This window comes from Citrobacter sp. TBCP-5362 (genome assembly GCF_005406305.1).
Taxonomy (GTDB): Bacteria; Pseudomonadota; Gammaproteobacteria; order Enterobacterales; family Enterobacteriaceae; genus Citrobacter_B; species Citrobacter_B koseri.
The window spans coordinates 1419185-1442004 of sequence record NZ_CP040234.1 but is presented as its reverse complement, the minus strand read 5'-3'; the positions used below and the strand labels follow the sequence as shown (position 1 = coordinate 1442004).

Annotated in this window: 24 protein-coding genes; 7 read left to right on the top strand and 17 right to left on the bottom strand. The window is 53.4% G+C overall.

The window, feature by feature from the left end; genetic code table 11:
- Positions 1-67: 67 nt before the first annotated feature.
- Positions 68-523, bottom strand: a complete 456-nt coding sequence (yfbV, locus tag FD428_RS07000; RefSeq protein ID WP_003028087.1) for a terminus macrodomain insulation protein YfbV — start codon at positions 521-523, stop codon at positions 68-70.
- Positions 524-861: 338 nt separating this feature from the next.
- Here yfbV and ackA point away from each other — a divergent pair, with 338 nt between their 5' ends.
- The 3 genes from ackA (at position 862) to yfcC (ending at position 6028) form a co-directional block, all read left to right on the top strand.
- Positions 862-2064 carry an acetate kinase gene (gene ackA, locus FD428_RS06995; protein ID WP_012131481.1) on the top strand — a complete coding sequence of 401 codons (1203 nt, stop codon included), beginning with the start codon at positions 862-864 and terminating at the stop codon, positions 2062-2064.
- 76 nt (positions 2065-2140) lie between these two features.
- Entirely contained in the window at positions 2141-4285 is a 2145-nt protein-coding gene (gene pta, locus FD428_RS06990) for a phosphate acetyltransferase (RefSeq protein ID WP_024130156.1), read from the top strand.
- 216 nt (positions 4286-4501) lie between these two features.
- Positions 4502-6028, top strand: a complete 1527-nt coding sequence (gene yfcC / locus FD428_RS06985; protein ID WP_047462338.1) for a putative basic amino acid antiporter YfcC — start codon at positions 4502-4504, stop codon at positions 6026-6028.
- 104 nt (positions 6029-6132) lie between these two features.
- On the opposite strand, the gene FD428_RS06980 is transcribed toward yfcC, so the two are convergent.
- The 5 genes from FD428_RS06980 to FD428_RS06960 all read right to left on the bottom strand — a co-directional run bounded on the left by FD428_RS06980 (position 6133) and on the right by FD428_RS06960 (position 10118).
- Positions 6133-7086, bottom strand: a complete 954-nt coding sequence (locus FD428_RS06980) for a transketolase family protein (RefSeq protein WP_110493999.1) — start codon at positions 7084-7086, stop codon at positions 6133-6135.
- Positions 7079-7909, bottom strand: coding sequence for a transketolase (locus FD428_RS06975; RefSeq protein ID WP_049008599.1), 831 nt, complete (start codon positions 7907-7909; stop codon positions 7079-7081). Before FD428_RS06975 ends, FD428_RS06980 begins: the two co-directional genes overlap by 8 nt.
- Positions 7906-9297 carry a PTS ascorbate transporter subunit IIC gene (locus FD428_RS06970; RefSeq protein WP_012131474.1) on the bottom strand — a complete coding sequence of 464 codons (1392 nt, stop codon included), beginning with the start codon at positions 9295-9297 and terminating at the stop codon, positions 7906-7908. Before FD428_RS06970 ends, FD428_RS06975 begins: the two co-directional genes overlap by 4 nt.
- Positions 9298-9319: 22 nt before the next feature.
- Positions 9320-9592, bottom strand: coding sequence for a PTS sugar transporter subunit IIB (locus FD428_RS06965; protein WP_024130155.1), 273 nt, complete (start codon positions 9590-9592; stop codon positions 9320-9322).
- Between the two features lie 82 nt (positions 9593-9674).
- A complete protein-coding gene (locus FD428_RS06960) occupies positions 9675-10118 on the bottom strand; it encodes a PTS sugar transporter subunit IIA (RefSeq protein ID WP_024130154.1) in 444 nt (147 codons plus the stop codon).
- A gap of 250 nt (positions 10119-10368) precedes the next feature.
- Here FD428_RS06960 and FD428_RS06955 point away from each other — a divergent pair, with 250 nt between their 5' ends.
- Positions 10369-11388 carry a LacI family DNA-binding transcriptional regulator gene (locus FD428_RS06955; RefSeq protein WP_012131471.1) on the top strand — a complete coding sequence of 340 codons (1020 nt, stop codon included), beginning with the start codon at positions 10369-10371 and terminating at the stop codon, positions 11386-11388.
- Between the two features lie 5 nt (positions 11389-11393).
- Here the strand turns inward: FD428_RS06955 and yfcD are convergent, their stop codons facing one another.
- The 3 genes from yfcD to yfcF are packed head-to-tail and all read right to left on the bottom strand — an operon-like array spanning position 11394 to position 13255.
- Positions 11394-11948, bottom strand: coding sequence for an NUDIX hydrolase YfcD (gene yfcD / locus FD428_RS06950; protein WP_012131470.1), 555 nt, complete (start codon positions 11946-11948; stop codon positions 11394-11396).
- 55 nt (positions 11949-12003) lie between these two features.
- The gene (gene yfcE / locus FD428_RS06945; RefSeq protein ID WP_047462326.1) at positions 12004-12555 is read right to left on the bottom strand and encodes a phosphodiesterase; all 552 of its coding nucleotides are present in this window, start codon (positions 12553-12555) and stop codon (positions 12004-12006) included.
- A gap of 55 nt (positions 12556-12610) precedes the next feature.
- Positions 12611-13255 carry a glutathione transferase gene (gene yfcF / locus FD428_RS06940; RefSeq protein WP_024130152.1) on the bottom strand — a complete coding sequence of 215 codons (645 nt, stop codon included), beginning with the start codon at positions 13253-13255 and terminating at the stop codon, positions 12611-12613.
- Positions 13256-13451: 196 nt separating this feature from the next.
- Between yfcF and folX the strand changes: the two genes are divergently transcribed.
- The 3 genes from folX to FD428_RS06925 all read left to right on the top strand — a co-directional run bounded on the left by folX (position 13452) and on the right by FD428_RS06925 (position 15310).
- On the top strand, positions 13452-13814 hold the full coding sequence (folX, locus tag FD428_RS06935; protein WP_012131467.1) for a dihydroneopterin triphosphate 2'-epimerase: 363 nt from the start codon (positions 13452-13454) through the stop codon (positions 13812-13814).
- A 19-nt stretch (positions 13815-13833) separates the two neighbouring features.
- Positions 13834-14727: a TIGR01777 family oxidoreductase gene (locus tag FD428_RS06930; RefSeq protein WP_110493998.1), complete on the top strand. Its 894-nt coding sequence runs from the start codon at positions 13834-13836 to the stop codon at positions 14725-14727.
- Between the two features lie 70 nt (positions 14728-14797).
- Positions 14798-15310, top strand: coding sequence for a GNAT family N-acetyltransferase (locus FD428_RS06925; RefSeq protein ID WP_049008706.1), 513 nt, complete (start codon positions 14798-14800; stop codon positions 15308-15310).
- Between the two features lie 97 nt (positions 15311-15407).
- Here the strand turns inward: FD428_RS06925 and hisP are convergent, their stop codons facing one another.
- From hisP to cvpA, 8 genes are all read right to left on the bottom strand, one after another.
- A complete protein-coding gene (gene hisP / locus FD428_RS06920) occupies positions 15408-16181 on the bottom strand; it encodes a histidine ABC transporter ATP-binding protein HisP (protein ID WP_049008687.1) in 774 nt (257 codons plus the stop codon).
- Positions 16182-16188: 7 nt separating this feature from the next.
- The gene (gene hisM / locus FD428_RS06915; protein WP_012131463.1) at positions 16189-16905 is read right to left on the bottom strand and encodes a histidine ABC transporter permease HisM; all 717 of its coding nucleotides are present in this window, start codon (positions 16903-16905) and stop codon (positions 16189-16191) included.
- Positions 16902-17588: a histidine ABC transporter permease HisQ gene (locus tag FD428_RS06910; protein ID WP_012131462.1), complete on the bottom strand. Its 687-nt coding sequence runs from the start codon at positions 17586-17588 to the stop codon at positions 16902-16904. Before FD428_RS06910 ends, hisM begins: the two co-directional genes overlap by 4 nt.
- A 185-nt stretch (positions 17589-17773) precedes the next feature.
- Complete coding sequence (gene hisJ / locus FD428_RS06905; protein ID WP_012131461.1) at positions 17774-18556, bottom strand: histidine ABC transporter substrate-binding protein HisJ; 783 nt, start codon at positions 18554-18556, stop codon at positions 17774-17776.
- 248 nt (positions 18557-18804) lie between these two features.
- On the bottom strand, positions 18805-19587 hold the full coding sequence (gene argT / locus FD428_RS06900; RefSeq protein ID WP_012131460.1) for a lysine/arginine/ornithine ABC transporter substrate-binding protein ArgT: 783 nt from the start codon (positions 19585-19587) through the stop codon (positions 18805-18807).
- A 288-nt stretch (positions 19588-19875) separates the two neighbouring features.
- Positions 19876-20445, bottom strand: a complete 570-nt coding sequence (gene ubiX / locus FD428_RS06895) for a flavin prenyltransferase UbiX (RefSeq protein WP_012131458.1) — start codon at positions 20443-20445, stop codon at positions 19876-19878.
- Positions 20446-20542: 97 nt separating this feature from the next.
- On the bottom strand, positions 20543-22060 hold the full coding sequence (purF, locus tag FD428_RS06890; protein WP_012131457.1) for an amidophosphoribosyltransferase: 1518 nt from the start codon (positions 22058-22060) through the stop codon (positions 20543-20545).
- A gap of 35 nt (positions 22061-22095) precedes the next feature.
- Positions 22096-22584 (bottom strand): colicin V production protein, encoded by a 489-nt coding sequence (gene cvpA / locus FD428_RS06885; protein WP_012131456.1) that lies wholly within the window; start codon positions 22582-22584, stop codon positions 22096-22098.
- Positions 22585-22820: the final 236 nt, after the last annotated feature.

Sequence of the window (22820 nt, the reverse complement as noted above, 5' to 3'; positions counted from 1 at the left end):
CACTCTACTGCGGTCAAAAAAAGAAGGCATTGGTATGCCTTCTTTTATATGCGTAATCAGGGGTCAATTACAAATCATCAAGGAAAGTTTTATCCAGTTGTTTGAAGGCGCGCTTAAGCGTGTCAGCTAATGCCTGGTAATCCGGCTTGCCTTCTACTGGCGACAACGCCTGCCCGGCTTCCTGCAATTTTCCCCGAACCTCATAGAACCAGTTCAGGATGGAAGGCGGGAGTGGCGTAACGGAGCGTTTTCCCAGCCACCACATGCCTTGCATCGGTAAACTGAGCGCAAACAGGGCTGTGGCAACCGCCGGGCCTAACTGACCGCCCAGCGCGATTTGCCAGCACAGCGTAAACACCGCGATCGGCGGCATAAAGCGAATGGCGTAACGCGTCATACGAATCACGCGGTTCTCAACAAAGACCGGCGCAAGGCGCTTTTCCATCGGCCACGTCTTTGCGTAGTGCTGCCCCCGGCGAAACAAACTAAAAAAATTCACGGAGCGATTATCCGGTGTCGACATGGCTTTACCTCAACTTCACATATAAAAATTCAAAAATTTATGCAAAACAACAACTGCAAGGGACATCGTTCAAAACATTTTGTCATTGATACCCACTATCAGGTATCCTGTGTCGGCCTCTAAGGCCAGTAGTCCAAAATCATTGAGTCGTCAAATTTACATATAGTATGCCATTGGCTGAAAAATACGCAAAATGGCATAGACTCAAAGGTATTTCTTCCATCATGCCGAAAAAGATTATTGCGCATGATGTTAATCATAAACGTCAGCGTCATCATGCGTTACGCTCTATGGCTCACTGACGTTTTTTTAGCCACGTATCATAAATAGGTACTTCCATGTCGAGTAAGTTAGTACTGGTTCTGAACTGCGGTAGCTCCTCACTGAAATTTGCAATCATCGATGCAGCGAACGGTGAAGAATACCTTTCTGGTTTAGCCGAATGTTTCCATCTTCCTGAAGCACGTATCAAATGGAAAATGGACGGCAATAAACAAGAAGCGGCTTTAGGTGCAGGCGCCGCTCACAGTGAAGCGCTGAACTTTATTGTTAATACTATTCTGGCACAAAAACCAGAACTGTCTGCGCAGTTGACCGCAATTGGTCACCGTATCGTACACGGCGGCGAGAAGTATACCAGCTCCGTGGTCATTGATGACTCCGTTATCCAGGGCATCAAAGACGCTGCGCCGTTCGCTCCGCTGCACAACCCGGCTCACCTGATCGGGATTACTGAAGCGCTGAAATCCTTCCCGGAACTGAAAGAAAAGAACGTTGCCGTGTTCGACACCGCGTTCCATCAGACCATGCCGGAAGAGTCTTACCTGTATGCCCTGCCGTACAGCCTGTACAAAGAACACGGCGTACGTCGTTACGGTTTCCACGGCACCAGCCACTACTATGTGACTCAGGAAGCCGCAAAAATGCTGAACAAGCCGGTTGAAGAACTGAACATCATCACCTGCCATCTGGGCAACGGTGGTTCCGTTTCTGCAATCCGCAACGGCCAGTGCGTTGACACCTCTATGGGTCTGACCCCGCTGGAAGGTCTGGTGATGGGCACCCGTACCGGTGACATCGACCCGGCAATCATCTTCTTCCTGCATGACAACCTGGGCATGAACATCGATCAGATCAACAAAATGCTGACCAAAGAATCAGGTCTGTTGGGTCTGACCGAAGTCACCAGCGACTGCCGTTATGTTGAAGACAACTACACCGCTAAAGAAGATGCGAAACGTGCGATGGACGTATACTGCCACCGTCTGGCGAAATACATCGGCTCTTACACCGCGCTGATGGAAGGTCGTCTGGACGCAGTGGTCTTCACTGGCGGTATCGGTGAAAACGCGGCGATGGTGCGTGAGCTGTCTCTGGGCAAACTGGGCGTGCTGGGCTTTGAAGTCGATCACGAACGTAACCTGGCTGCCCGTTTCGGCAAATCTGGTTTCATCAACAAAGAAGGTACCCGTCCTGCGGTGGTTATCCCAACCAACGAAGAACTGGTTATCGCGCAAGACGCGAGCCGTCTGACTGCCTGATTTTACACCGCCAGCCTAGCTGGCGGTGCTGTTTTGTAACCCGCCTGAAACCGGCGGTAACGAAAGAGGATAAACCGTGTCCCGTATTATTATGCTGATCCCTACCGGAACCAGCGTCGGCCTGACCAGCGTCAGCCTTGGCGTCATCCGTGCTATGGAACGCAAAGGCGTTCGTCTGAGCGTCTTTAAGCCAATCGCTCAACCGCGCGCGGGTGGCAATGCGCCAGACCAGACTACCGCTATCGTTCGTGCAAACTCGTCTGTCCCGGCGGCTGAACCGCTGAAGATGAGCCACGTTGAATCTCTGCTGTCCAGCAATCAGAAAGATGTGCTGATGGAAGAGATCATCGCGAACTATCACGCGAACACCAAAGATGCGGAAGTGGTGCTGGTTGAAGGCCTGGTTCCGACGCGTAAACACCAGTTCGCTCAGTCTCTGAACTACGAAATCGCGAAAACGCTGAATGCGGAAATCGTCTTCGTGATGTCTCAGGGCACCGACACCCCGGAACAGCTGAATGAGCGTATCGAACTGACTCGCAGCAGCTTCGGCGGCGCGAAAAATACCAACATCACCGGCGTTATTGTTAACAAACTGAACGCACCGGTTGATGAGCAGGGCCGTACCCGCCCGGATCTGTCTGAGATTTTCGACGACTCTTCCAAAGCGAAAGTGGTGAAAGTCGATCCGGCTAAACTCCAGGAATCCAGCCCGCTGCCGGTTCTGGGCGCGGTGCCGTGGAGCTTCGATCTGATTGCAACCCGTGCAATTGACATGGCGCGTCACCTGAACGCTACCGTTGTGAACGAAGGCGATATCAACACCCGTCGCGTGAAGTCTGTCACGTTCTGCGCGCGCAGCATTCCGCACATGCTGGAGCACTTCCGTGCGGGTTCTCTGCTGGTGACTTCTGCTGACCGTCCTGACGTACTGGTTGCGGCTTGCCTGGCGGCAATGAACGGCGTGGAAATCGGCGCTCTGCTGCTGACCGGCGGCTACGAAATGGACGCGCGCATCTCTAAACTGTGCGAACGTGCTTTCGCAACCGGCCTGCCGGTATTCATGGTGAACACCAACACCTGGCAGACCTCTCTGAGCCTACAGAGCTTCAACCTGGAAGTTCCGGTTGATGACCATGAGCGTATCGAAAAAGTTCAGGAATACGTTGCTAACTACATCAACGCTGACTGGATTGAATCCCTGACCGCGACCTCTGAGCGCAGCCGTCGTCTGTCTCCGCCTGCATTCCGCTACCAGCTGACCGAGCTGGCGCGTAAAGCCGGTAAACGCGTCGTTCTGCCGGAAGGCGACGAACCGCGTACCGTTAAAGCGGCAGCCATCTGTGCTGAACGTGGCATCGCGACTTGCGTCCTGCTGGGTAACCCGGAAGAGATCAACCGCGTTGCCGCCTCTCAGGGCGTAGAACTGGGCGCAGGCATTGAAATCGTCGACCCGGAAGTGGTTCGCGAAAGCTATGTTGCTCGTCTGGTTGAGCTGCGTAAGAGCAAAGGCATGACCGAAACCGTCGCCCGCGAACAGCTGGAAGACAACGTGGTTCTCGGTACGCTGATGCTGGAACAGGATGAAGTTGACGGTCTGGTTTCCGGTGCGGTTCACACCACGGCAAACACCATTCGTCCGCCGCTACAGCTGATCAAAACAGCGCCAGGCAGTTCTCTGGTCTCTTCCGTGTTCTTCATGCTGCTGCCGGAACAGGTTTATGTTTACGGCGACTGCGCGATCAACCCGGACCCGACGGCAGAACAGCTGGCTGAAATCGCCATCCAGTCTGCGGAATCCGCAATTGCCTTCGGCATCGAACCGCGCGTTGCAATGCTCTCCTACTCCACCGGCACCTCTGGCGCAGGCAGCGACGTAGAGAAAGTGCGTGAAGCGACCCGTCTGGCGCAGGAAAAACGTCCTGACCTGATGATCGACGGCCCGCTGCAATACGACGCCGCAGTCATGGCTGATGTTGCGAAATCCAAAGCGCCGAACTCTCCGGTTGCAGGTCGCGCGACCGTGTTCATCTTCCCGGATCTGAACACCGGTAACACCACCTACAAAGCGGTACAGCGTTCTGCCGACCTGATCTCCATCGGGCCGATGCTACAGGGTATGCGCAAGCCGGTGAACGACCTGTCCCGTGGCGCGCTGGTAGATGATATCGTCTACACCATCGCCCTGACCGCGATTCAGTCTTCACAGCAACAGCAATAATCTGCTTTGTGTGCCGGATAGCGACGCTAAGGCGTCCTTATCCGGCCAGCACTTCATATCTAAGGTCTGGAAATAGCGATTATTTCCAGATTTTTTATGCCCGCCGAACCGGCATGAACGAAATCCGATTTTCCCGCTTAGCTGCGCTGTATCAATGAATAACTATTCCTCTGTTCGCATAATTATCTCTTTGCCTTGCAACAGGGATAGTGTGTTATGTCCGCAGTAACAGAATCGCAATCGCGGCCTGCCAAAAAATGGGCGATGCCCGATACGCTGGTGATTATTTTTTTCGTCGCCATTCTGACCAGTCTTGCCACCTGGGTTGTTCCCGTCGGAATGTTCGACAGCCAGGAGGTGCAGTATCAGGTTGACGGGCAGACGAAAACCCGAAAAGTGGTCGATCCCCACTCTTTTCGTATTCTCACCAACGAAGCCGGTGAAGCGCAGTATCACCGCGTCCAGCTCTTTACAACCGGCGATGAAAGACCCGGCTTAATGAATTTCCCGTTCGAAGGATTAACCTCCGGTTCTAAATTCGGCACGGCTGTCGGCATCATCATGTTTATGCTGGTGATCGGCGGCGCGTTCGGCATCGTCATGCGCACAGGCACCATTGATAATGGTATTCTGGCGCTGATACGCCATACGCGCGGCAATGAGGTGCTGTTTATCCCGGTGCTGTTCATCCTCTTCTCACTGGGCGGCGCGGTTTTTGGTATGGGGGAAGAGGCCGTCGCCTTTGCGATTATTATCGCGCCGCTGATGGTACGCCTGGGCTATGACAGCATTACCACCGTACTGGTCACCTATATCGCCACCCAGATTGGTTTTGCCAGTTCATGGATGAACCCGTTTTGCGTCGTGGTCGCGCAGGGGATTGCGGGCGTACCGGTCCTTTCCGGCTCTGGCTTGCGCATTGTTGTGTGGTTCGTTTCCACGCTGATTGGTCTTCTTTTTACCCTGACCTATGCCGCGCGGGTGAAAAAGAACCCCCATCTGTCGCGCGTCCATGAATCCGATCGCTATTTCCGTGAGAAGCAGGACGAAATCGCCCAACGTCCTTTCACCGCTGGCGACTGGCTGGTGCTGATTGTGCTGACCGGAGTGATGATTTGGGTTATCTGGGGAGTGATTGTTCACGCGTGGTTTATTCCTGAGATTGCCAGCCAGTTCTTCACGATGGGCGTGGTCATTGGCATCATTGGGGTTATTTTCCGTCTCAACGGTATGACGGTGAACATCATGGCCTCCTCGTTCACCGAAGGCGCCAGAATGATGATTGCCCCGGCCCTGCTGGTCGGCTTCGCCAAAGGTATTTTATTGCTCGTGGGCAACGGCGAGGCGGGCGACGCCAGCGTGTTAAATACCCTGTTGAACAGTATTGCTCACGGTATTAGCGGTCTGAACAACGCTGTCGCCGCATGGTTTATGCTGCTGTTTCAGGCCGTATTCAATTTCTTTGTCACCTCTGGTTCCGGTCAGGCGGCGTTAACGATGCCGCTTCTGGCTCCGTTAGGCGATCTGGTAGGCGTAAACCGTCAGGTTACGGTACTGGCCTTCCAGTTTGGCGATGGCTTCAGTCACATCATCTATCCAACGTCCGCATCGTTAATGGCGACATTAGGCGTGTGCCGGGTCGATTTTCGCAACTGGCTGAAGGTTGGCGCGACGCTGCTGGGGTTGCTGTTTATCATGTCCAGCGTGGTGGTTATCGGCGCGCAGTTGATGGGATACCATTGATCAAAAATGCCGGATGGCGACGCTGGCGCGTCTTATCCGGCCTACGAGTCAGGTTATTGTAGGCCGGATAAGCGGTAGCGCCATCCGGCAACAATACATCGTTATTACAGCAGCGTTTTCGCCGCTTCCACAATGGCCTCTGCGGTCAAACCATACTCCTTCTGCAAGAAATCCTGCGTCCCGACCTGACCATAACGCTCTTTAACGCCGACGCGGCGCATGGGCACCGGGCACGTTTCAACCAGCACTTCAGCCACGGCCGACCCAAGTCCATTATGAATGCTGTGGTTCTCACAGGTGACGATTCGCCCGGTTTTCTCCGCGTAATTTTTCACCAGCATGCGGTCGATAGGCTTGAGGGTAAACATATCGATAACCGCCGCGTTCACGCCATCCTGCTCCAGCTGGCGCGCCGCCTCCAGCGCCTCGGCAACCATAATGCCGTTGGCAATCAGCGTGATATCACTGCCTTCACGCAGAACATTCCCTTTACCGATGGTGAACGTCGATCCCGGCGCATAAATGCTCGGGGCCTGTTTGCGGATGGTTCGAACCCAGTAAAAACCCTCAAGCTCGATAAGCTGGCGCAAAATATCCTTAAACATGACGGCATCAGTCACTTCCAGCACGACCGAATGCGCCAGCCCGCGCACAATGCCCATATCTTCAAAAGACATATGGGTGCCGCCGTTATGGCAGGCAGTCACGCCGGCATCCGACGCAATCACCTTGACGTTGTTGCGCTGGTAATCGAGCGACATAAACAGCTGATCAAAACAGCGACGGCTGGCAAAGGCGGTGAAGGTATGGACAAACGGTTTGCGTCCGGTGAGCGATAGCCCTGCCGCAGTGCCGATCACATTGGCTTCCATAATGCCGCAGTTGATCACATGCTGAGGATAATCCCTCGCAACGCCGTCCATCGCCATAGAACTCATGAGATCCGCTTCAAGTGCGATAATCTGGCTTCCGGCCTCTATCTGCTCCGCCACAAATCCGGCGTACACTTTACGCATTTCCATGCTCTCTTTTTGTCCCGCGGGTGCAACCTTAATCATGCGCGGCCTCCAGTTGGCGAATCGTCTCGTTAAGCGCCTTTTTCATCTCATCGGTCAGACGCAGGTGGTGGGAGTTGCTTAATTGCTCCAGGTAGGGCACGCCCTGTCCTTTAATACTGTCGAGGATCACCACGCGCGGACGGGCATCCGCCGCCGGAACCGGCTGAACGACCTCCAGCAGCCGGGCAATGTCATCGCCTTTCACGGTGACAACATCAAAACCGAAAGCGCGGAATTTCCCTTCCAGATCGAACGGGCAAATAATCTCATCCAGTTCGCCGTCCAGTTGCTGCTTGTTCCAGTCGATAAACACCGTCAGGTTGTTCAGGCGATGATGAGCGATAAACTGAAACGCTTCCCAGCACTGCCCTTCATTCAGCTCGCCGTCGCCGACGATACAAAATACCCGATTCGGGCGCCCGGCAAGTTTGTGCGACAGCGCCATCCCCCCGGCAATCGAGATCCCCTGCCCCAGTGAACCGGTCGTCGCATCCACGCCGCGCGTTTTTAACCTGTCTGGATGGCTCGGCAAACGGGTGCCGTTCTGGTTAAGCGTGTTCAGTTCTTCTGTCGGAAAGTAACCTTTAATCGCCAGCGTGCTGTAGAGCGCCGGGCCAGCATGACCTTTAGACAGCACAAAGTAATCGCGCTCCGGCCAGTCGGGGTCGGCCGGGTCAATCTTCATCACCGCGCCGTACAGCACCGCCAGCGTCTCCACTACCGACATGCTGCCACCGTAGTGGCCAAAGCCAAGCTGCGTCAATGACTTAAGAGTGGCAACGCGAATATCGCGCGCCAGTTGAGTAACTTCATTCACATTCATAATTTGGCTCCGGTATTCTCCTGCGTGTTACCCCCCGCAGATTTGTTTTTCGCAAACACGTTGTACGCCACCAGCAGCACGAACAACGCCACAACAAGCCCTGTGATGGCAAGCGGCGACAGGTAGCGCGCCAGATTGCCCAGCACAATCCCCACTGCGCCGAAATCAGCGTCTGAGAAGGTCGTATTCGCAAAGCCGATCGCCCCCAGCACGGGCAGCAGCAGAACGGGCAGGAAAGTGATCAACAGACCGTTGGCAAATGCGCCGATCATCGCGCCGCGCCGCCCGCCAGTGGCATTACCAAATACGCCAGCCGTCGCACCGGTAAAGAAGTGCGGCACCACGCCCGGCAGGATCAGCACCAGCTTCATCTGTCCGAGCAGGAACAGACCGACCAGGCCGCCGAGGAAGCTAAACAGGAAGCCAATCAGCACCGCGTTAGGCGCATACGGATAGACGACCGGGCAGTCCAGCGCCGGGCGGGCGTTCGGCACCAGTTTTTCTGAGAATCCGGTAAAGGCCGGTACGATTTCCGCCAGAATCAGACGTACGCCCTGTAGGATGATGAACACGCCCGCCGCAAAGGTGATCGCCATAATGATGGCGTAGACCAGGTAGTTCTGACCGCCGCTGAAGGTGCTCTCGACATATTCACGCCCTGCGCTCACCGCCATGATCAGATAGATAATCATCATGGTCAGAGAGATAGAGATCGAACTGTCGCGCAGGAAGCTTAAGTTTTTAGGCAGGTTCATCTCTTCGGTAGAGCGGGAACCTTTACCACAAAGGCTGCCGATCCAGCCGGACAGCACATAACCCAGCGTGCCGAAGTGACCAAACGCGATATCATCAGTGCCGGTGATACGCTTCATATAGCGCTGCGCCAGCGCCGGGAAAAAGGCCATCACCAGCCCCAGAATCAGCGATCCGGTAAAGACGAGACCAACGCCGTCAAAACCGGCAACCGTCAGGATTACACCGATCATACAGGCCATATAAAACGTATGGTGTCCTGTCAGAAAGATGTATTTCAGACGGGTAAAACGGGCGACCACAATATTTGCCACCATGCCAAAGGCCATGATCAGCGCCGTAGACGCCCCGTATTTTTCCAGAGCGATGGAAACAATCGCTTCGTTATTTGGAATAATCCCCTGGATATTAAACGCATGTTCAAACATTCCGCCGAGTGGATTTAAAGACCCGACCAGTACCGTTGCGCCGCCGCCCAGTACAATAAAACCTAAAATAGTTTTAATCGTGCCTTTCACCACATCGGAAAACGCTTTTTTCTGCGCGACAAGGCCAATTAAGGCAATTAACCCCACCAGCACCGAGGGCACTTTTAAGATATCAACAACAAAATTCAGCGTTTCAAGGATAAACATATCCGCCTCGCTTGCAATAAGGTTATTGTTTGGCGAACCAGGCGCGCAGCTGCGCTTCAAGTTCATTAATATCGATAATGTTATTAATCACCACCAGTTGACTTTCCGGCACGCTGGCGCTGGCGGCAATATCTTTCGCCATGACAAACAGATCCGCAGCGCCAGGCGTCGCCGAGGAGAGATCGGAATGCTCAACATCGGCATCAATTTCAAGCTTCCTGAGCACTTTTTTAATATTCATTTCGACCATAAAACTACTGCCCAGGCCAGAACCGCAAATAGCCATAATTTTCATTATCATCACCTTCTTTTAAGTAGAGTACGCCCGCATCACGCAGGCGCGTAATGTGTCAGGTAATTCGGAATGCGTAATTAAATTAGAAACGTGCGATTATTGTTTTTATTTCCTCCAGCGACTTCGCCTGATGTAATTTATCCATATCGTCATCGCTGGAAAATAACTCTGCCAGCGCCGAAATCATTTCAATATGGCTGTGTTTGTCGGGTGCCGCGAGCATCACGATGATATCCACCGGATCGAACTCGCCCGCCCCAAATGAGACCCCCTGCTCCAGCTTTAACAACGACAAGCCTAATCCCTTTGCTCCCTCTTCCGGTCGCGCATGCGGCATCGCCAGACCCGGCGCCAGAACGTAATACGCGCCCAGCTTATGATGCTGCTCAACAATCGCCGTCACATATTCAGGTGTGATAACACCAGCATCCAGCAGCGGTCTGGCGCATATTTCCAGCGCCTGCGGCCAGTTTTCCACTCTCGCCTGCCGCATGATGGTTGCATCAGTTAGCCAGTGATTGAGCACATATCCTCCTCGCGTGATTGCCAGATATGAGCAAACTTTATTCAAGCGCTGAAACCTTATCTGTGATCATATTCACAAAGATAGCGCTATCAAAAGTTATCAGTCAGATATGTGATAGCGCTATCAAAATACAATCAACGCGTGAAATCACAGCCTTAAACCGGATTTAAGGCGTATACTGCTATTCCCGTGAAGCGATGAATGACAATAAAAAAACATCTCAATACGTTGTAATTGCGCAGGAATCTGTATGTCTATAACTCGAAAACGGCGTAGTACTGGTAAGGTGACCATCGCCGATGTTGCTCAGCTTGCCGGTGTCGGCACCATGACCGTGTCCCGTGCGTTACGCACGCCTGAGCAAGTTTCCGATAAACTCCGGGAAAAAATCGAAGCCGCAGTGAATGAACTCGGTTACATGCCCAATCTTGCCGCAAGCGCGCTGGCTTCCGCCTCGTCACGGACCATCGCGATGGTCGTCCCGAACCTCACGGAAGCCGGTTGTTCAGAAATGTTTGCCGGACTTCAGCAAGTTTTACAGCCTGCGGGATACCAGATTATGCTGGCGGAGTCCCTTCACCATCTCGAACAGGAAGAGAAACTGCTGGAGACGCTGCTGGCCTCCAACATCGCCGCCGCCATCTTACTCAGCGTCGAGCACAGCGACACGGTGCGTCACTGGTTAAAAAACGCGTCGATTCCGGTGATGGAAATTGGCGCCATTCGTACCGATCCGATCGATATGAATATCGGTATCGATAACGTCGCGGCAATGTACGAACTGACCGAAATGCTCATCCAGCGCGGTTATCAGAATATTGGCCTGCTTTGCGCCAATCAGGAGCAGTGGATCTTTCAACAGCATTTGCAGGGCTGGTACAAGGCGATGTTGCGCCACCATATGTCGCCCAATCGCGTGATTAACGCCGCCCTACCGCCAAACTTTTCCACCGGCGCTTCGCAGCTTCCCGAATTTATTCTGGCGTGGCCCGAGCTGGACGCGCTGGTGTGCGTATCCGATGAGCTGGCTTGCGGTGCGTTATATGAGTGCCAGCGCAGACGGATCAAAGTCCCTGACGATCTGGCGGTGGTAGGATTCGGCGACAGCGATGTGAGCCGGGTTTGTCAGCCGCCGTTAACGACAATGGCCGTACCGCATCGTAAGATAGGCCTTGAAGCCGGACGCGCGCTGCTGGAACGTCTGAAGGATGGCAACTGGAGCGATCGGAAACAGATCGCCTCCAGTTTATGCTTGCGGGATAGCTGTTAGAGACCTTATTCCGTCTCTTCTTGCTTCTCTTGCTTTGCCGATTCATTGTTGGCATTGCGGGTCATCCACAACGCCAGCGCTTTCAATGAGTCCGGGGTGAACTCATCACAACGCGCCGTAATTTCTTCCGGCGTCAGCCAGCAGACTTCGCTGATTTCTTCTTCCTGAAGCGCGAATGGCCCATGAGAAACGCAGCTAAATAATCCGCCCCAGACACGGCAATTATCATCTTCAAAATAGAACTGACCGTGCTCAGCAAACGGCACGCCTGCGATACCCAGTTCTTCTTCCGCTTCACGTCGTGCAGACTCCAGCAGTTGCTCATCGGCCTGCACCACCCCACCTGCGGTGGCATCTAACATGCCGGGCAAAAAGTCTTTTGTCTCAGTACGGCGTTGAACCAGAATTTTGCCCATACCATCATGCACGACGATATACGTTGCACGATGACGTAAGCGCTGCGCTCGCATTTGCTCCCGGCTGGATTGCGCAATGACTTCGTTCTCTTCATTCACAATATCCACCCATTCAGTACTTGCCAAACGACGCTGTTCCACCATCAGGAAACCTTCTTTTTCTGGCGCTCTTACGGCGCATTTACAATTGTGGGGTAAATTACGGATTAATCGCGACCTGCGCAATGATACTTTGATCATTGAGTGCGATTACGCTCAAAACATTATCATCCAGAATGCCGTAGCTTGCTGCAAACCCACCTTTCGGGATGCTGACTGAGCCTGGATTAAAGTGATACAGCTCGCCGCGTTTTTCAGCGACCGGCAGATGAGTATGCCCATAAGCAAGAACGTCGCCCGCATTTAACGCGGGGACATTATCCGCCCCGAACAGGTGTCCGTGGGTCAGGAAGATGCGCCGGTTTTCCAGCAGCACTTGCTGCCACGGCGCGGTTATCGGGAAGTGGAGCAGCATCTGATCCACTTCGCTGTCACAGTTTCCCCGTACCGCAATAATACGCGCCGCCTGCTCGTTCAGGCGTTCTGCCACCTGCGCCGGTGCGTAGCCTTCCGGCAGCGCGTTACGCGGCCCGTGATAAAGCACATCACCCAGTATCACCAGCCATTGCGCGCCACTTTGCGCAAACCGTTCAAGTACGCGCTCTGTCGCAGGTAACGAACCATGAATGTCCGATGCAAACATCAGTTTCATCACTCACTCCTCGTCATAAAAAACCGCTCTATGATACTGGATTATACGCGGATTATCAGCCGGAACGCTTTGCGGAAAGCGCAATAAAACGTTGAACGGAGGCGCGCTGCCACTGGAATGCTGCATATTCCGCCAGTGCCTCAGGAATCTCGTCGCCGTTCAGTACGAGGCGGTTAAGCATGAGCGCCAAATCGGTATCCGCAATACACCATTCGCCAAATAAATTCGGCTTACCGTGAGCGAGCAAACCACTGGCCGTCGCCACCAGTTTTGCCGCGCTCTCTTTCCCCGCTTCGCTCAACGGGCCTTTCCTGGCCGCCGCAAAGACCACATCCGTCGAACGTTCCTCGCGAATGGGCATTAAATCACTGCGTAACCACGCCTGAATCTGGCGCGCGCGGGCGCGTTTTTGCAGATCGTGCGGGTAGATGCGCTCCCACTGCGGCGGCGCAAAGCGATCTTCCAGATACTCGGTAATCGCCGACGACTCGCTAAGCTCAAAGCCATCGATTTCCAGCACCGGGACGCGGCGCGTTAACGCGTAGCCCTGCCATGAGGGCTGCAAATGCTCGCCGCTGCTCAGGTCAACGGTTTTGAGGGTAAAAGGCAGTCCTTTCTCCTGCAAGGCAACATAAACGGATAAGACGTAAGGAGAGAAAAAGTTAGCGTCTGACCAAAGCGTAATCTCGGGTTTGCTCATAATGTCCTCTTCGTTCTTTGGGCTTTCTCTCAAAATATAGAGTCTTTCGCATACTGTCACCTGATGAAAACTCATACTGAGCCCGGCAACAGAACGCGCAAGACTGCGGCCTTAGCAGAAGCCTGAGAGTCAGAGCGAATAACGCGGTCGGGTTCTCGTGTATCATGCAAAGGTTCAACCATGGAGGACGCCTGCAATGTCACAACCTGACGCTATTATTCGTATAAAAAACCTTCGTCTGCGCACGTTTATCGGTATCAAAGAGGAAGAGATCCTCAACCGCCAGGATATCGTTATTAACGTTGCCATTCACTATCCGGCGGAAAAAGCCCGCGTAAGCGAGGACATCAACGACGCGCTGAATTACCGCACCATCACAAAAAACATTATTCAGCATGTGGAGAGCAACCGATTCTCGCTGTTAGAAAAATTAACTCAGGATGTGCTCGACATCGCACGCGAACATCACTGGGTCACTTATGCTGAAGTAGAGATCGACAAACTTCATGCGCTGCGTTATGCCGATTCCGTCTCCATGACGCTCAGCTGGCGACGTTAAGCGCTATCCGGGAGGAAACATGCAGATTCTGATTACCGGCGGTACTGGCCTGATAGGACGTCACCTGATTCCCCGTTTGCTGGAGCTGGGGCATCAGGTGACGGTCGTCACACGGAGTCCCGATAAGGCGCGTCAGCTTCTCGACTCCCGGGTTGCGCTGTGGAAAGGGCTGGAGGACAGGCAGAACCTCAACGACATAGACGCCGTGGTCAACCTTGCTGGCGAGCCTATCGCCGACAAACGCTGGACCGCGCAGCAAAAAGAGCGTTTGTGTCAAAGCCGCTGGTCCATCACGCAAAAGCTGGCGGATTTGATCAACGCCAGCGAGACGCCCCCGTCCACGTTAATTTCCGGGTCTGCCGCAGGCTATTACGGCGATCTGGGCGAAGTTGTCGTAACGGAAGAAGAGCCGCCGCATAACGAATTTACCCATAAGTTATGCGCGCGTTGGGAGCAGATTGCCTGTAGCGCGCAAAGTGATAAAACGCGCGTTTGTCTGCTACGCACCGGCGTCGTCCTGGCGCCGGAAGGCGGCATTCTGGCCAAAATGATCCCGCCGTTTCGCCTGGGGCTGGGAGGGCCAATTGGCAATGGGCGTCAGTATCTGGCCTGGATCCATATCGATGATATGGTAAACGGTATTCTCTGGCTGCTGGATAACGACCTGCGCGGCCCGTTCAATATGGTCTCGCCTTATCCGGTTCGTAATGAACAGTTCGCCCATGCGCTGGGTCATGCGCTGAACCGCCCCGCAATCCTGCGCGTTCCCGCGACCGTCATCCGCCTGTTAATGGGGGAATCATCGGTACTGGTGCTGGGCGGACAGCGCGCATTGCCAAAAAGACTGGAGGCGGCGGGGTTTTCATTTCGCTGGTACGATTTAGAAGAAGCGCTGGCCGATGTGATCCGTTAAACCATTCACCTGGTCACTGTAGCCATTCCGGTGGTAAGGTAGTATGCCTGACTTCTGGAATGGCGATTTTATGGCGATAATAACCACCTCCCGATTGACCCTCTCCCTTTTTCAACCTACTGACTGGTCCTTTTTTCTCGCACTGCGTGAAAACCCTGAAATCATGCGTTATATGGCTGATATCACGCCGGAAAAAGACACTCGCCTGCTGTTCGCCCGTCGCCTCGTCTCAAAGCATACCTTCGTCATCCGCCTGCATAACAGCGATAAGCCTTTGGGCGACATTGGCTTACAAATTAGCCACCATTATCCGCAGGAAGCCGATATCGGCTATACGGTGCTCCCGGAAGCGCAAGGGAGAGGGATCGCCACAGAAGCCTTATATGCCGTCTGCGATTACGCCTTTACGCATACCAGCGTGAAAGCGATAAACGCCTATGTGCTGGCAGAGAATCACGCGTCTGTGCGCGTGCTGGAAAAGCGTGGTTTTACGCGGACTCAGGTGCTGGAAAACGCCTATGAGGTGAACGGCATCCGGTATGACGAATGGGTATACCGTCTGGAAAGCGAGATGGGGCGATAATCGCCGGATGGCGGCGATGCCTTATCCGGCCTACGTGTCGGCCCGGTAAGCACAGAGTCACCGGGCAAAATTGTTTCTCTGAGCGACGGATAAACCGCTACTTCAGCGAGCCTTTCAGGAACTGTTGCAAACGCGGGCTTTGCGGGTTGCCGAATACCTGCTCTGGATCGCCTTCTTCTTCGATTTTCCCCTGATGCAGGAAAATCACATGGGTGGAAACATGGCGGGCAAACCCCATTTCATGCGTCACCACCACCATCGTTTTCCCCTCTTCCGCTAACTGCTGCATGATACGCAAGACTTCGCCTACCAGTTCGGGGTCAAGCGCCGATGTCGGCTCATCAAACAGCAGCACCTCAGGTTCCATCGCCAACGCGCGGGCAATTGAGACGCGCTGCTGCTGACCACCAGAGAGGTGTACCGGGTATTTTCCCTGCGCACGTTCATCAATACCAACTTTCGCCAGGTATTTCACCGCACGCTCGCGCGCTTCATGTTTGCTTAATCCCAGCACCTGAATCGGCGCTTCCATAACGTTCTCCAGTACCGTCATGTGGCTCCAGAGATTGAAGTGCTGAAATACCATCGTCAGGCGCGTACGCAGCAGCCGCAGTTGGTTTTTATCGGCGACCTTGAGCTGGCCGTCTTTATCACGCACCAGGGAAATATTCTGGCCGCTCACCACAATCGACCCCTCGCTCGGTTTTTCGAGGAAGTTAATACAGCGCAGAAAGGTACTCTTACCGGAGCCAGACGATCCGATAATACTGATCACATCTCCGGCGTTAGCCTGTAGCGATACCCCTTTCAGCACCTCGTGTTCGCCGTAGCGCTTGTGCAAATCGATAACGTTTAATTTATTCTCAGACATCGTATTCTCAGTGCGTTGAAGAAGGTTTCACGTGCTGGAGCCAGCGCTTTTCCGCTTTACGGAACAGGCTAATCAGGACATACGAAATAATCAAATACAGCACAGCGGCAATGCCGAATGCGGTAAACGGTTGATAGGTTGCCGAGTTAATATCACGGGCGATTTTCAGCAAATCCGGCACCGTCGCGGTAAACGCCAGCGCGGTTGAGTGCAGCATCAGGATCACTTCGTTACTGTATGCTGGCAGCGCGATACGCAGCGCGGAAGGTAAAATAATACAGCGATACATTTTGAACGATGAGAAGCCATACGCCCGCGCCGCTTCAATTTCTCCGTGCGGTACTGAACGGATGGCGCCAGCGAAAATCTCCGTGGTATAGGCGCAGGTATTCAGCGTCAACGCCAGAACGGTACAGTTAAGACCGCTACGGAAAAACGCGTTGAGGAGATCGGTTCCTTTCACGATCTCCAGCGTGTACATCCCGGAATAGAACACCAGCAGTTGCACATACAGCGGCGTACCGCGAAAAACATAGGTAAACAACCAGATGGGGAACTGGATAAATTTGTTGCTGGAAACGCGGCCAATCGCCAAAAACAGCGCCAGAATGCCGCCCATCACCACCGAGGAGATCAGCAACCACAGCGTAATGGCCACGCCGGTAAAGCGATAACCATCGCTCCAGAGCAGGGATTTCCAGTACTCCTGAATAATCTCGATCACAGGTCAGCCCTCTTCACACCCACGGAGTAGCGGCGCTCGAGGAACAGCAGCACACCATTGGAAACCGTTGTAAATACCAGATAAATCAGCCCGCACACTACGGCGAAATAGAATGGCTCCCAGGTGCTCTTGCCGGCCAGTTGCGTGGCTTTGACCACATCTTCCAGCCCGAGCAGCGAAACCAGCGCCGTCGCTTTGAGGATAACCTGCCAGTTATTACCAATCCCCGGTAAGGCGTAGCGCATCATCGCCGGGAACATAATCCGCCGGAATATTTGCGAACCGGTGAAACCGAATGCCGTCGCCGCTTCAATATGCCCTTTGGGCACCGCCATAAACGCGCCACGGAAGGTTTCCGTAAAGTACGCGCCATAGATAAAGCCCAGGGTGATAATACCGGCGACCATCGGATCAATATCAATCTGCCCTATTCCCATCGCGTCGGTCACCGCATTGAGCGCGATTTGCAACCCGTAGAAAATCAGCAGCATTAAAACCAGATCCGGCACCCCGCGAATCAGGGTGGTATAGCCTTCAAAAATAAGTCCCGTCACCCGGTTTTGCGAAAGTTTCGCGCCCGCGCCGACAAGACCGATCAGCACGGCCAGCACAACTGAGCTGAGGGCCAGCTCAAGCGTGACAAGCGCGCCCTGAAAAATAACACCTGAAAACCCGTACAACATGCTGCCTGTCCTGTCGTGTGTGGTGAGTAAGACGCCTCTTTTGATCTCAGTCGAACCGTTAAATGCCGGATGGCGGCTTTGCCTTATCCGACCTACAAAATCTCTGTAGGCCTGATAAGCGCAGCGCCATCAGGCATAAAATCAGCGCGTCAAAAATCTGCGGGCGTTATCTGCACCAGCGGCGATTAACCGCCGTAAACATCAAAATCGAAGTACTTTTTCGCCAGCTTCTCGTAAGTACCGTCAGCACGCATTTCCGCAAATGCTTTGTTCAGGGCTTCGCGCAGTTCGTTATCCTCTTTGCGCAGCCCCATACCCGTACCCACACCGAACAGTTTCTCGTCTTTCACCGACGGGCCGCCGAATTTGTAATCTTTGCCTACAGGCTGCTTCAGGAAGCCTTCGCTGGCTGCGACTTCATCCTGGAAAGCGGCATCGATACGCCCTGCCGTCAGGTCGGAATAGATATTGTCCTGACCCTGGTAAGAGACGATTTCAATGCCTTTCGGCGCCCAGTGCTCATTACCAAACGTTTCCTGCGTGGTGCCCTGCAATACGCCAACACGCTTGCCTTTCAGGGACTCAACGGTCGGCTGAATATCAGAATCTTTGGCGACAACCAGGCGAGAGTCTGCTGCATAGAATTTGTCGGTAAACGCGATTTCCTGCTGACGCTTTTCGGTGATGGAAAGCGAGGACATGATGGCATCGATTTTCTTCGCTTTTAACGACGGGATCAGCGCATCCAGCGGGTTTTCCACGAAGGTACATTGTGTATTAATGCGTTTGCACAGCTCTTTGGCCAGATCGATATCAAAACCGACCAATTCACCCTGTGCATTTTTCGATTCAAAAGGGGCATAAGTCGGATCGGTACCGATACGAACTTTTTGCGGAATGGCTGCAAATGCTGCGGTAGCACTGGAGAAAGCCAGGACCAGAGAAAGAGACAACACCAGTTTTTTCATAACTATCCTCAACAGACTGTCTTTTATAGGGGATCTTTACAGGACCAGGTGCAGTTATCGTGCCATTAATCGGGCCGACAAGGCAAAGCATTCTACCCTGTCAGCCGGTTTATTTTGCATGAAAAGCGCTTAAGTATGCATTCATGCTCATTTTGACAGCGACAAACGCACCATGATGGTGCAAATCTCTCATCACGCACCGTGATGGTTAACCAAAACGGTGCGCAACACTCCCCCGCAGCGACCTGTCAGTCGCCGTAGACGTTAAAGTCAAAGTACTTTTTCGCCATCTTGTCGTAGGTGCCGTCAGCACGCAGATCGCTCAGCGCTTTATCAAACGCCGCTTTCAGCTCGGTATCGTCTTTACGCAAGCCAACCCCGGTGCCGTCGCCAAAGTACTTTTTATCTTTCACGGAAGGACCGGCAAACGCATAGTCCTTGCCCGCAGGCTGTTTGAGGAACCCTTCGCTGGCCGCAACTTCATCCTGCAATGCAGCATCAAGACGGCCCGCCGTCAGGTCGGAATAGATGAGATCCTGGTTCGCGTAGGCCACAACATCCACGCCTTTGCTGCGCCAGTTATCATTCGCATAGGCTTCCTGAGTGGAGCCTTGCAGTACGCCAACGTGCTTGCCCTTCAGCGAGTCAATCGTCGGCTGGACAGATGAGCCTTTCGCGGCAATCAGGCGCGAGTCGGCGGCATACAGTTTGTCGGAGAAGGCAATCTCCTGCTGGCGTTTCTCGGTAATGGAAAGCGATGAAATGATGGCATCGATTTTCTTCGCTTTCAGGGAAGGAATCAACGCATCAAAATCGCTGCCGACCCAGGTGCATTTGATCTGCATACGCTTGCACATCTCATTGCCCAGATCGATATCAAAACCGACAAAATCCCCTTTGGCATCTTTCGATGAGAAAGGCGCATATGTCGCGTCTGTACCAATACGAACCGTCTGCGGTAGCGCTGCGTAGCTGGCCGCCGTTGCGGAAAGTCCTACCAGCAAAGACAAAGCGAGAACTGTCTTCTTCATACATAACCCTCAAGTGGCGTAATTTTATTATGTTTTGCATTGTGTTGTGTGTTTGCAGACTTTTTCATGCAGGTCTTATGCCATTTTCACGTCGGCGTCCCTATTTGACGTTAAATATGTTAATAAAACGTTGCAATATTGTCCTGATGTTGAAGATAGCAGGTATGACGGTTGAACCGCAGCGTTTCGGTCGCTTTTAGCGAATTAAATGTTGAGGATATGATCGCGGTTACAAAATTGCCCTGAAACAGGGCAATTTGTGCAAAAACGCACTGTGAACGGGCAGCGTTATGCGCCCTGCCAACGGGTGAAAAGATCGTGCGGCAACGTGATATCAAACTGATCCAGAACTCGATTAACCGTCTGATTAATCACATCATCCAGCGTTTGCGGGCAATGATAAAACGCGGGAACCGGTGGCATAATAACGGCGCCAATTTCAGCCGCCTGAGTCATGAGGCGCAGGTGTCCTAAATGCAGCGGCGTTTCCCGCACGCACAACACCAGCGGGCGGCGCTCTTTCAGGACAACATCCGCCGCACGGGTGAGAAGTCCGTCAGTATAGCTGTGTACAATACCGGAGAGCGTTTTGATCGAGCACGGTAAAATCACCATCCCCGCCGTCTGAAAGGAACCAGAAGAGATACTGGCGGCAATATCGCGCGCATCATGGGTGACATCGGCCAGAGCCTGCACCTCCCGCAAGGAAAATTCGGTTTCCAGCGCAAGCGTCTGACGCGCAGCCGGACTCATCACCAGGTGGGTCTCCACATCCGCCACGTCACGCAGAACCTGCAACAAGCGCACGCCATAAATCGCGCCGCTGGCGCCGCTAATCCCTACAATGAGTCGTTTCATGATTTTTGCCCTTTCTTGCGTCTGGGCTGACTTTGCAGGATTTTACGGGGCGTTGCAAGCAAGGGCACGGATTGCGCGCCCTTGCCGGGAGGAGAGATTAACCTTCGTTATGCATTTCCAGGTTTTCCACTTCGTTCTGACGCTGCATCGCTTTGACGTCGTCATTACGCAGGGAATCCAGATAATCGAGATACTGCTGGTCAACGTCTTTCGTGACATACACGCCGTTAAAGACCGAACATTCAAACTGCTGAATATCCGGGTTCTCAGCGCGAACAGCTTCAATCAGATCGTCCAGATCCTGGAAGATAAGCCCATCAGCGCCGATGATCTGGCGAATTTCATCCACTTCACGACCGTGAGCAATCAGCTCATTTGCCGTTGGCATATCGATACCGTAAACGTTCGGGAAGCGAATTTCCGGCGCCGCAGAAGCCAGATAGACCTTCTTCGCGCCGGCTTCACGGGCCATCTCAATAATCTGTTCAGAGGTGGTGCCGCGCACGATGGAGTCATCCACCAGCAGGACGTTCTTATCGCGGAATTCAGCGCGGTTGGCGTTCAGCTTGCGACGCACGGACTTACGGCGCAACTGCTGGCCCGGCATGATAAACGTCCGGCCAACGTAGCGGTTTTTCACAAAGCCCTGGCGGTACGGTTTACCCAGAATGCGGGCGATTTCCAGCGCGATATCGCAGGAGGTTTCTGGAATCGGGATCACCACGTCGATATCCAGATCTTCCCATTCACGGGCAATTTTTTCGCCCAACTTCGTCCCCATATTCACGCGGGCGCTGTAGACGGAAATTTTATCGATGAACGAGTCCGGGCGCGCAAAGTAGACGTATTCGAACAGGCACGGATTGCTGACCGGGTTATCCGCGCACTGGCGGGTAAACAACTGGCCTTTTTCGGTGATGTACACCGCTTCGCCCGGCGCCACATCGCGCAAGAATTCGAAGCCCAGCGTATCAAGCGCCACGCTTTCGGACGCAACCATATATTCAGTGCGGCCATCGCCAATGTCGCGCTTGCCCAGCACCAGCGGGCGGATGCCGTTCGGATCGCGGAAAGCCACCATACCGTGCCCGATAATCATCGCCACACAGGCATACGCGCCGCGAATCTGGCGGTTGGTCGCGGCAATGGCGGCAAAGATGTTATCGGCTTCCAGCGGGTAATGACGGAAGTTATCCAGCTCGCTGGCAAAAATATTGAGCAGGATTTCAGAATCTGACGTGGTGTTGATGTGACGACGTTTTTCTTCAAACAGCTTTTTACGCAGCTCATGCGCGTTGGTCAGGTTGCCGTTATGAGCAAGCGTGATGCCATACGGCGAGTTGACGTAAAAAGGTTGAGCTTCGGAGGCGCTGGAGCTGCCAGCCGTTGGGTAACGCACATGCCCGATGCCCATATTGCCCTGCATACGCTGCATATGGCGAGCTTCAAAAACATCGCTCACCAGTCCGTTTGCCTTACGCAAGCGGAAGCAGTTGTTGGCATCAATGGTGATGATGCCAGCGGCATCCTGACCACGATGCTGGAGCACCGTTAACGCGTCATAAATCGACTGGTTTACCGGCATAACACCGGCGATACCGACAATACCGCACATACGTCTTTTCCTCGTTAAGCCACATCTCAGAACCGTTACGTTCTGGGCAAGAAACTTGACGAGCTTTGCAGATAGTCAAAGAACCATCTGATGATGAAACTGAACTGCGGGATAAGCTGCGACTTGCTCCAGTCTTCGCTTTTCGACAGGCCGGTAAACGTATCGAGAAAGAACAGAATGGCGGCGACGATTAACGCTCCTCGCAGCGCGCCAAAACAGATCCCCAACACCCTGTCAGTACCCGACAGGCCGGTTTTCTCCACCAGCTGACCTATCACAAAGTTCACGATAGCGCCGACGATAAGCGTCGCGATAAACAGTATCGCGATAGCAATCCCATTTCGAACCAGTTCGTCTTCAAAGCCCGTAAACCAGACAGACAGGTAAGTGTAGTAATGGCTGGCGACAAAGAAAGCACAACCCCATGTCACCAACGATAACGCTTCACGAACAAAGCCACGGATCAGGCTAACCAGACAGGAAAAACCAATCACCGCGATAATGGCGTAATCAATCCAGACCATATGTGTCCCACGATTTTACGCCCTGTCGTCCTGTTCGGGGCGCATTCTAACAGAAAAAGAAAACGTTTGCGTAGGGATTTCCTTCCCGTGCGTAAATAAAAATGGCGCTGAAAAAATATTCAACGCCATCAAACTTTTTGCCTCTTCGGGCATTGCCGGATGGCGGTGCAAGCACCTTATCCGGCCTGGAAAACAGTACACCGTAGGCCTGATAAGACGCGCAGCGTCGCCATCAG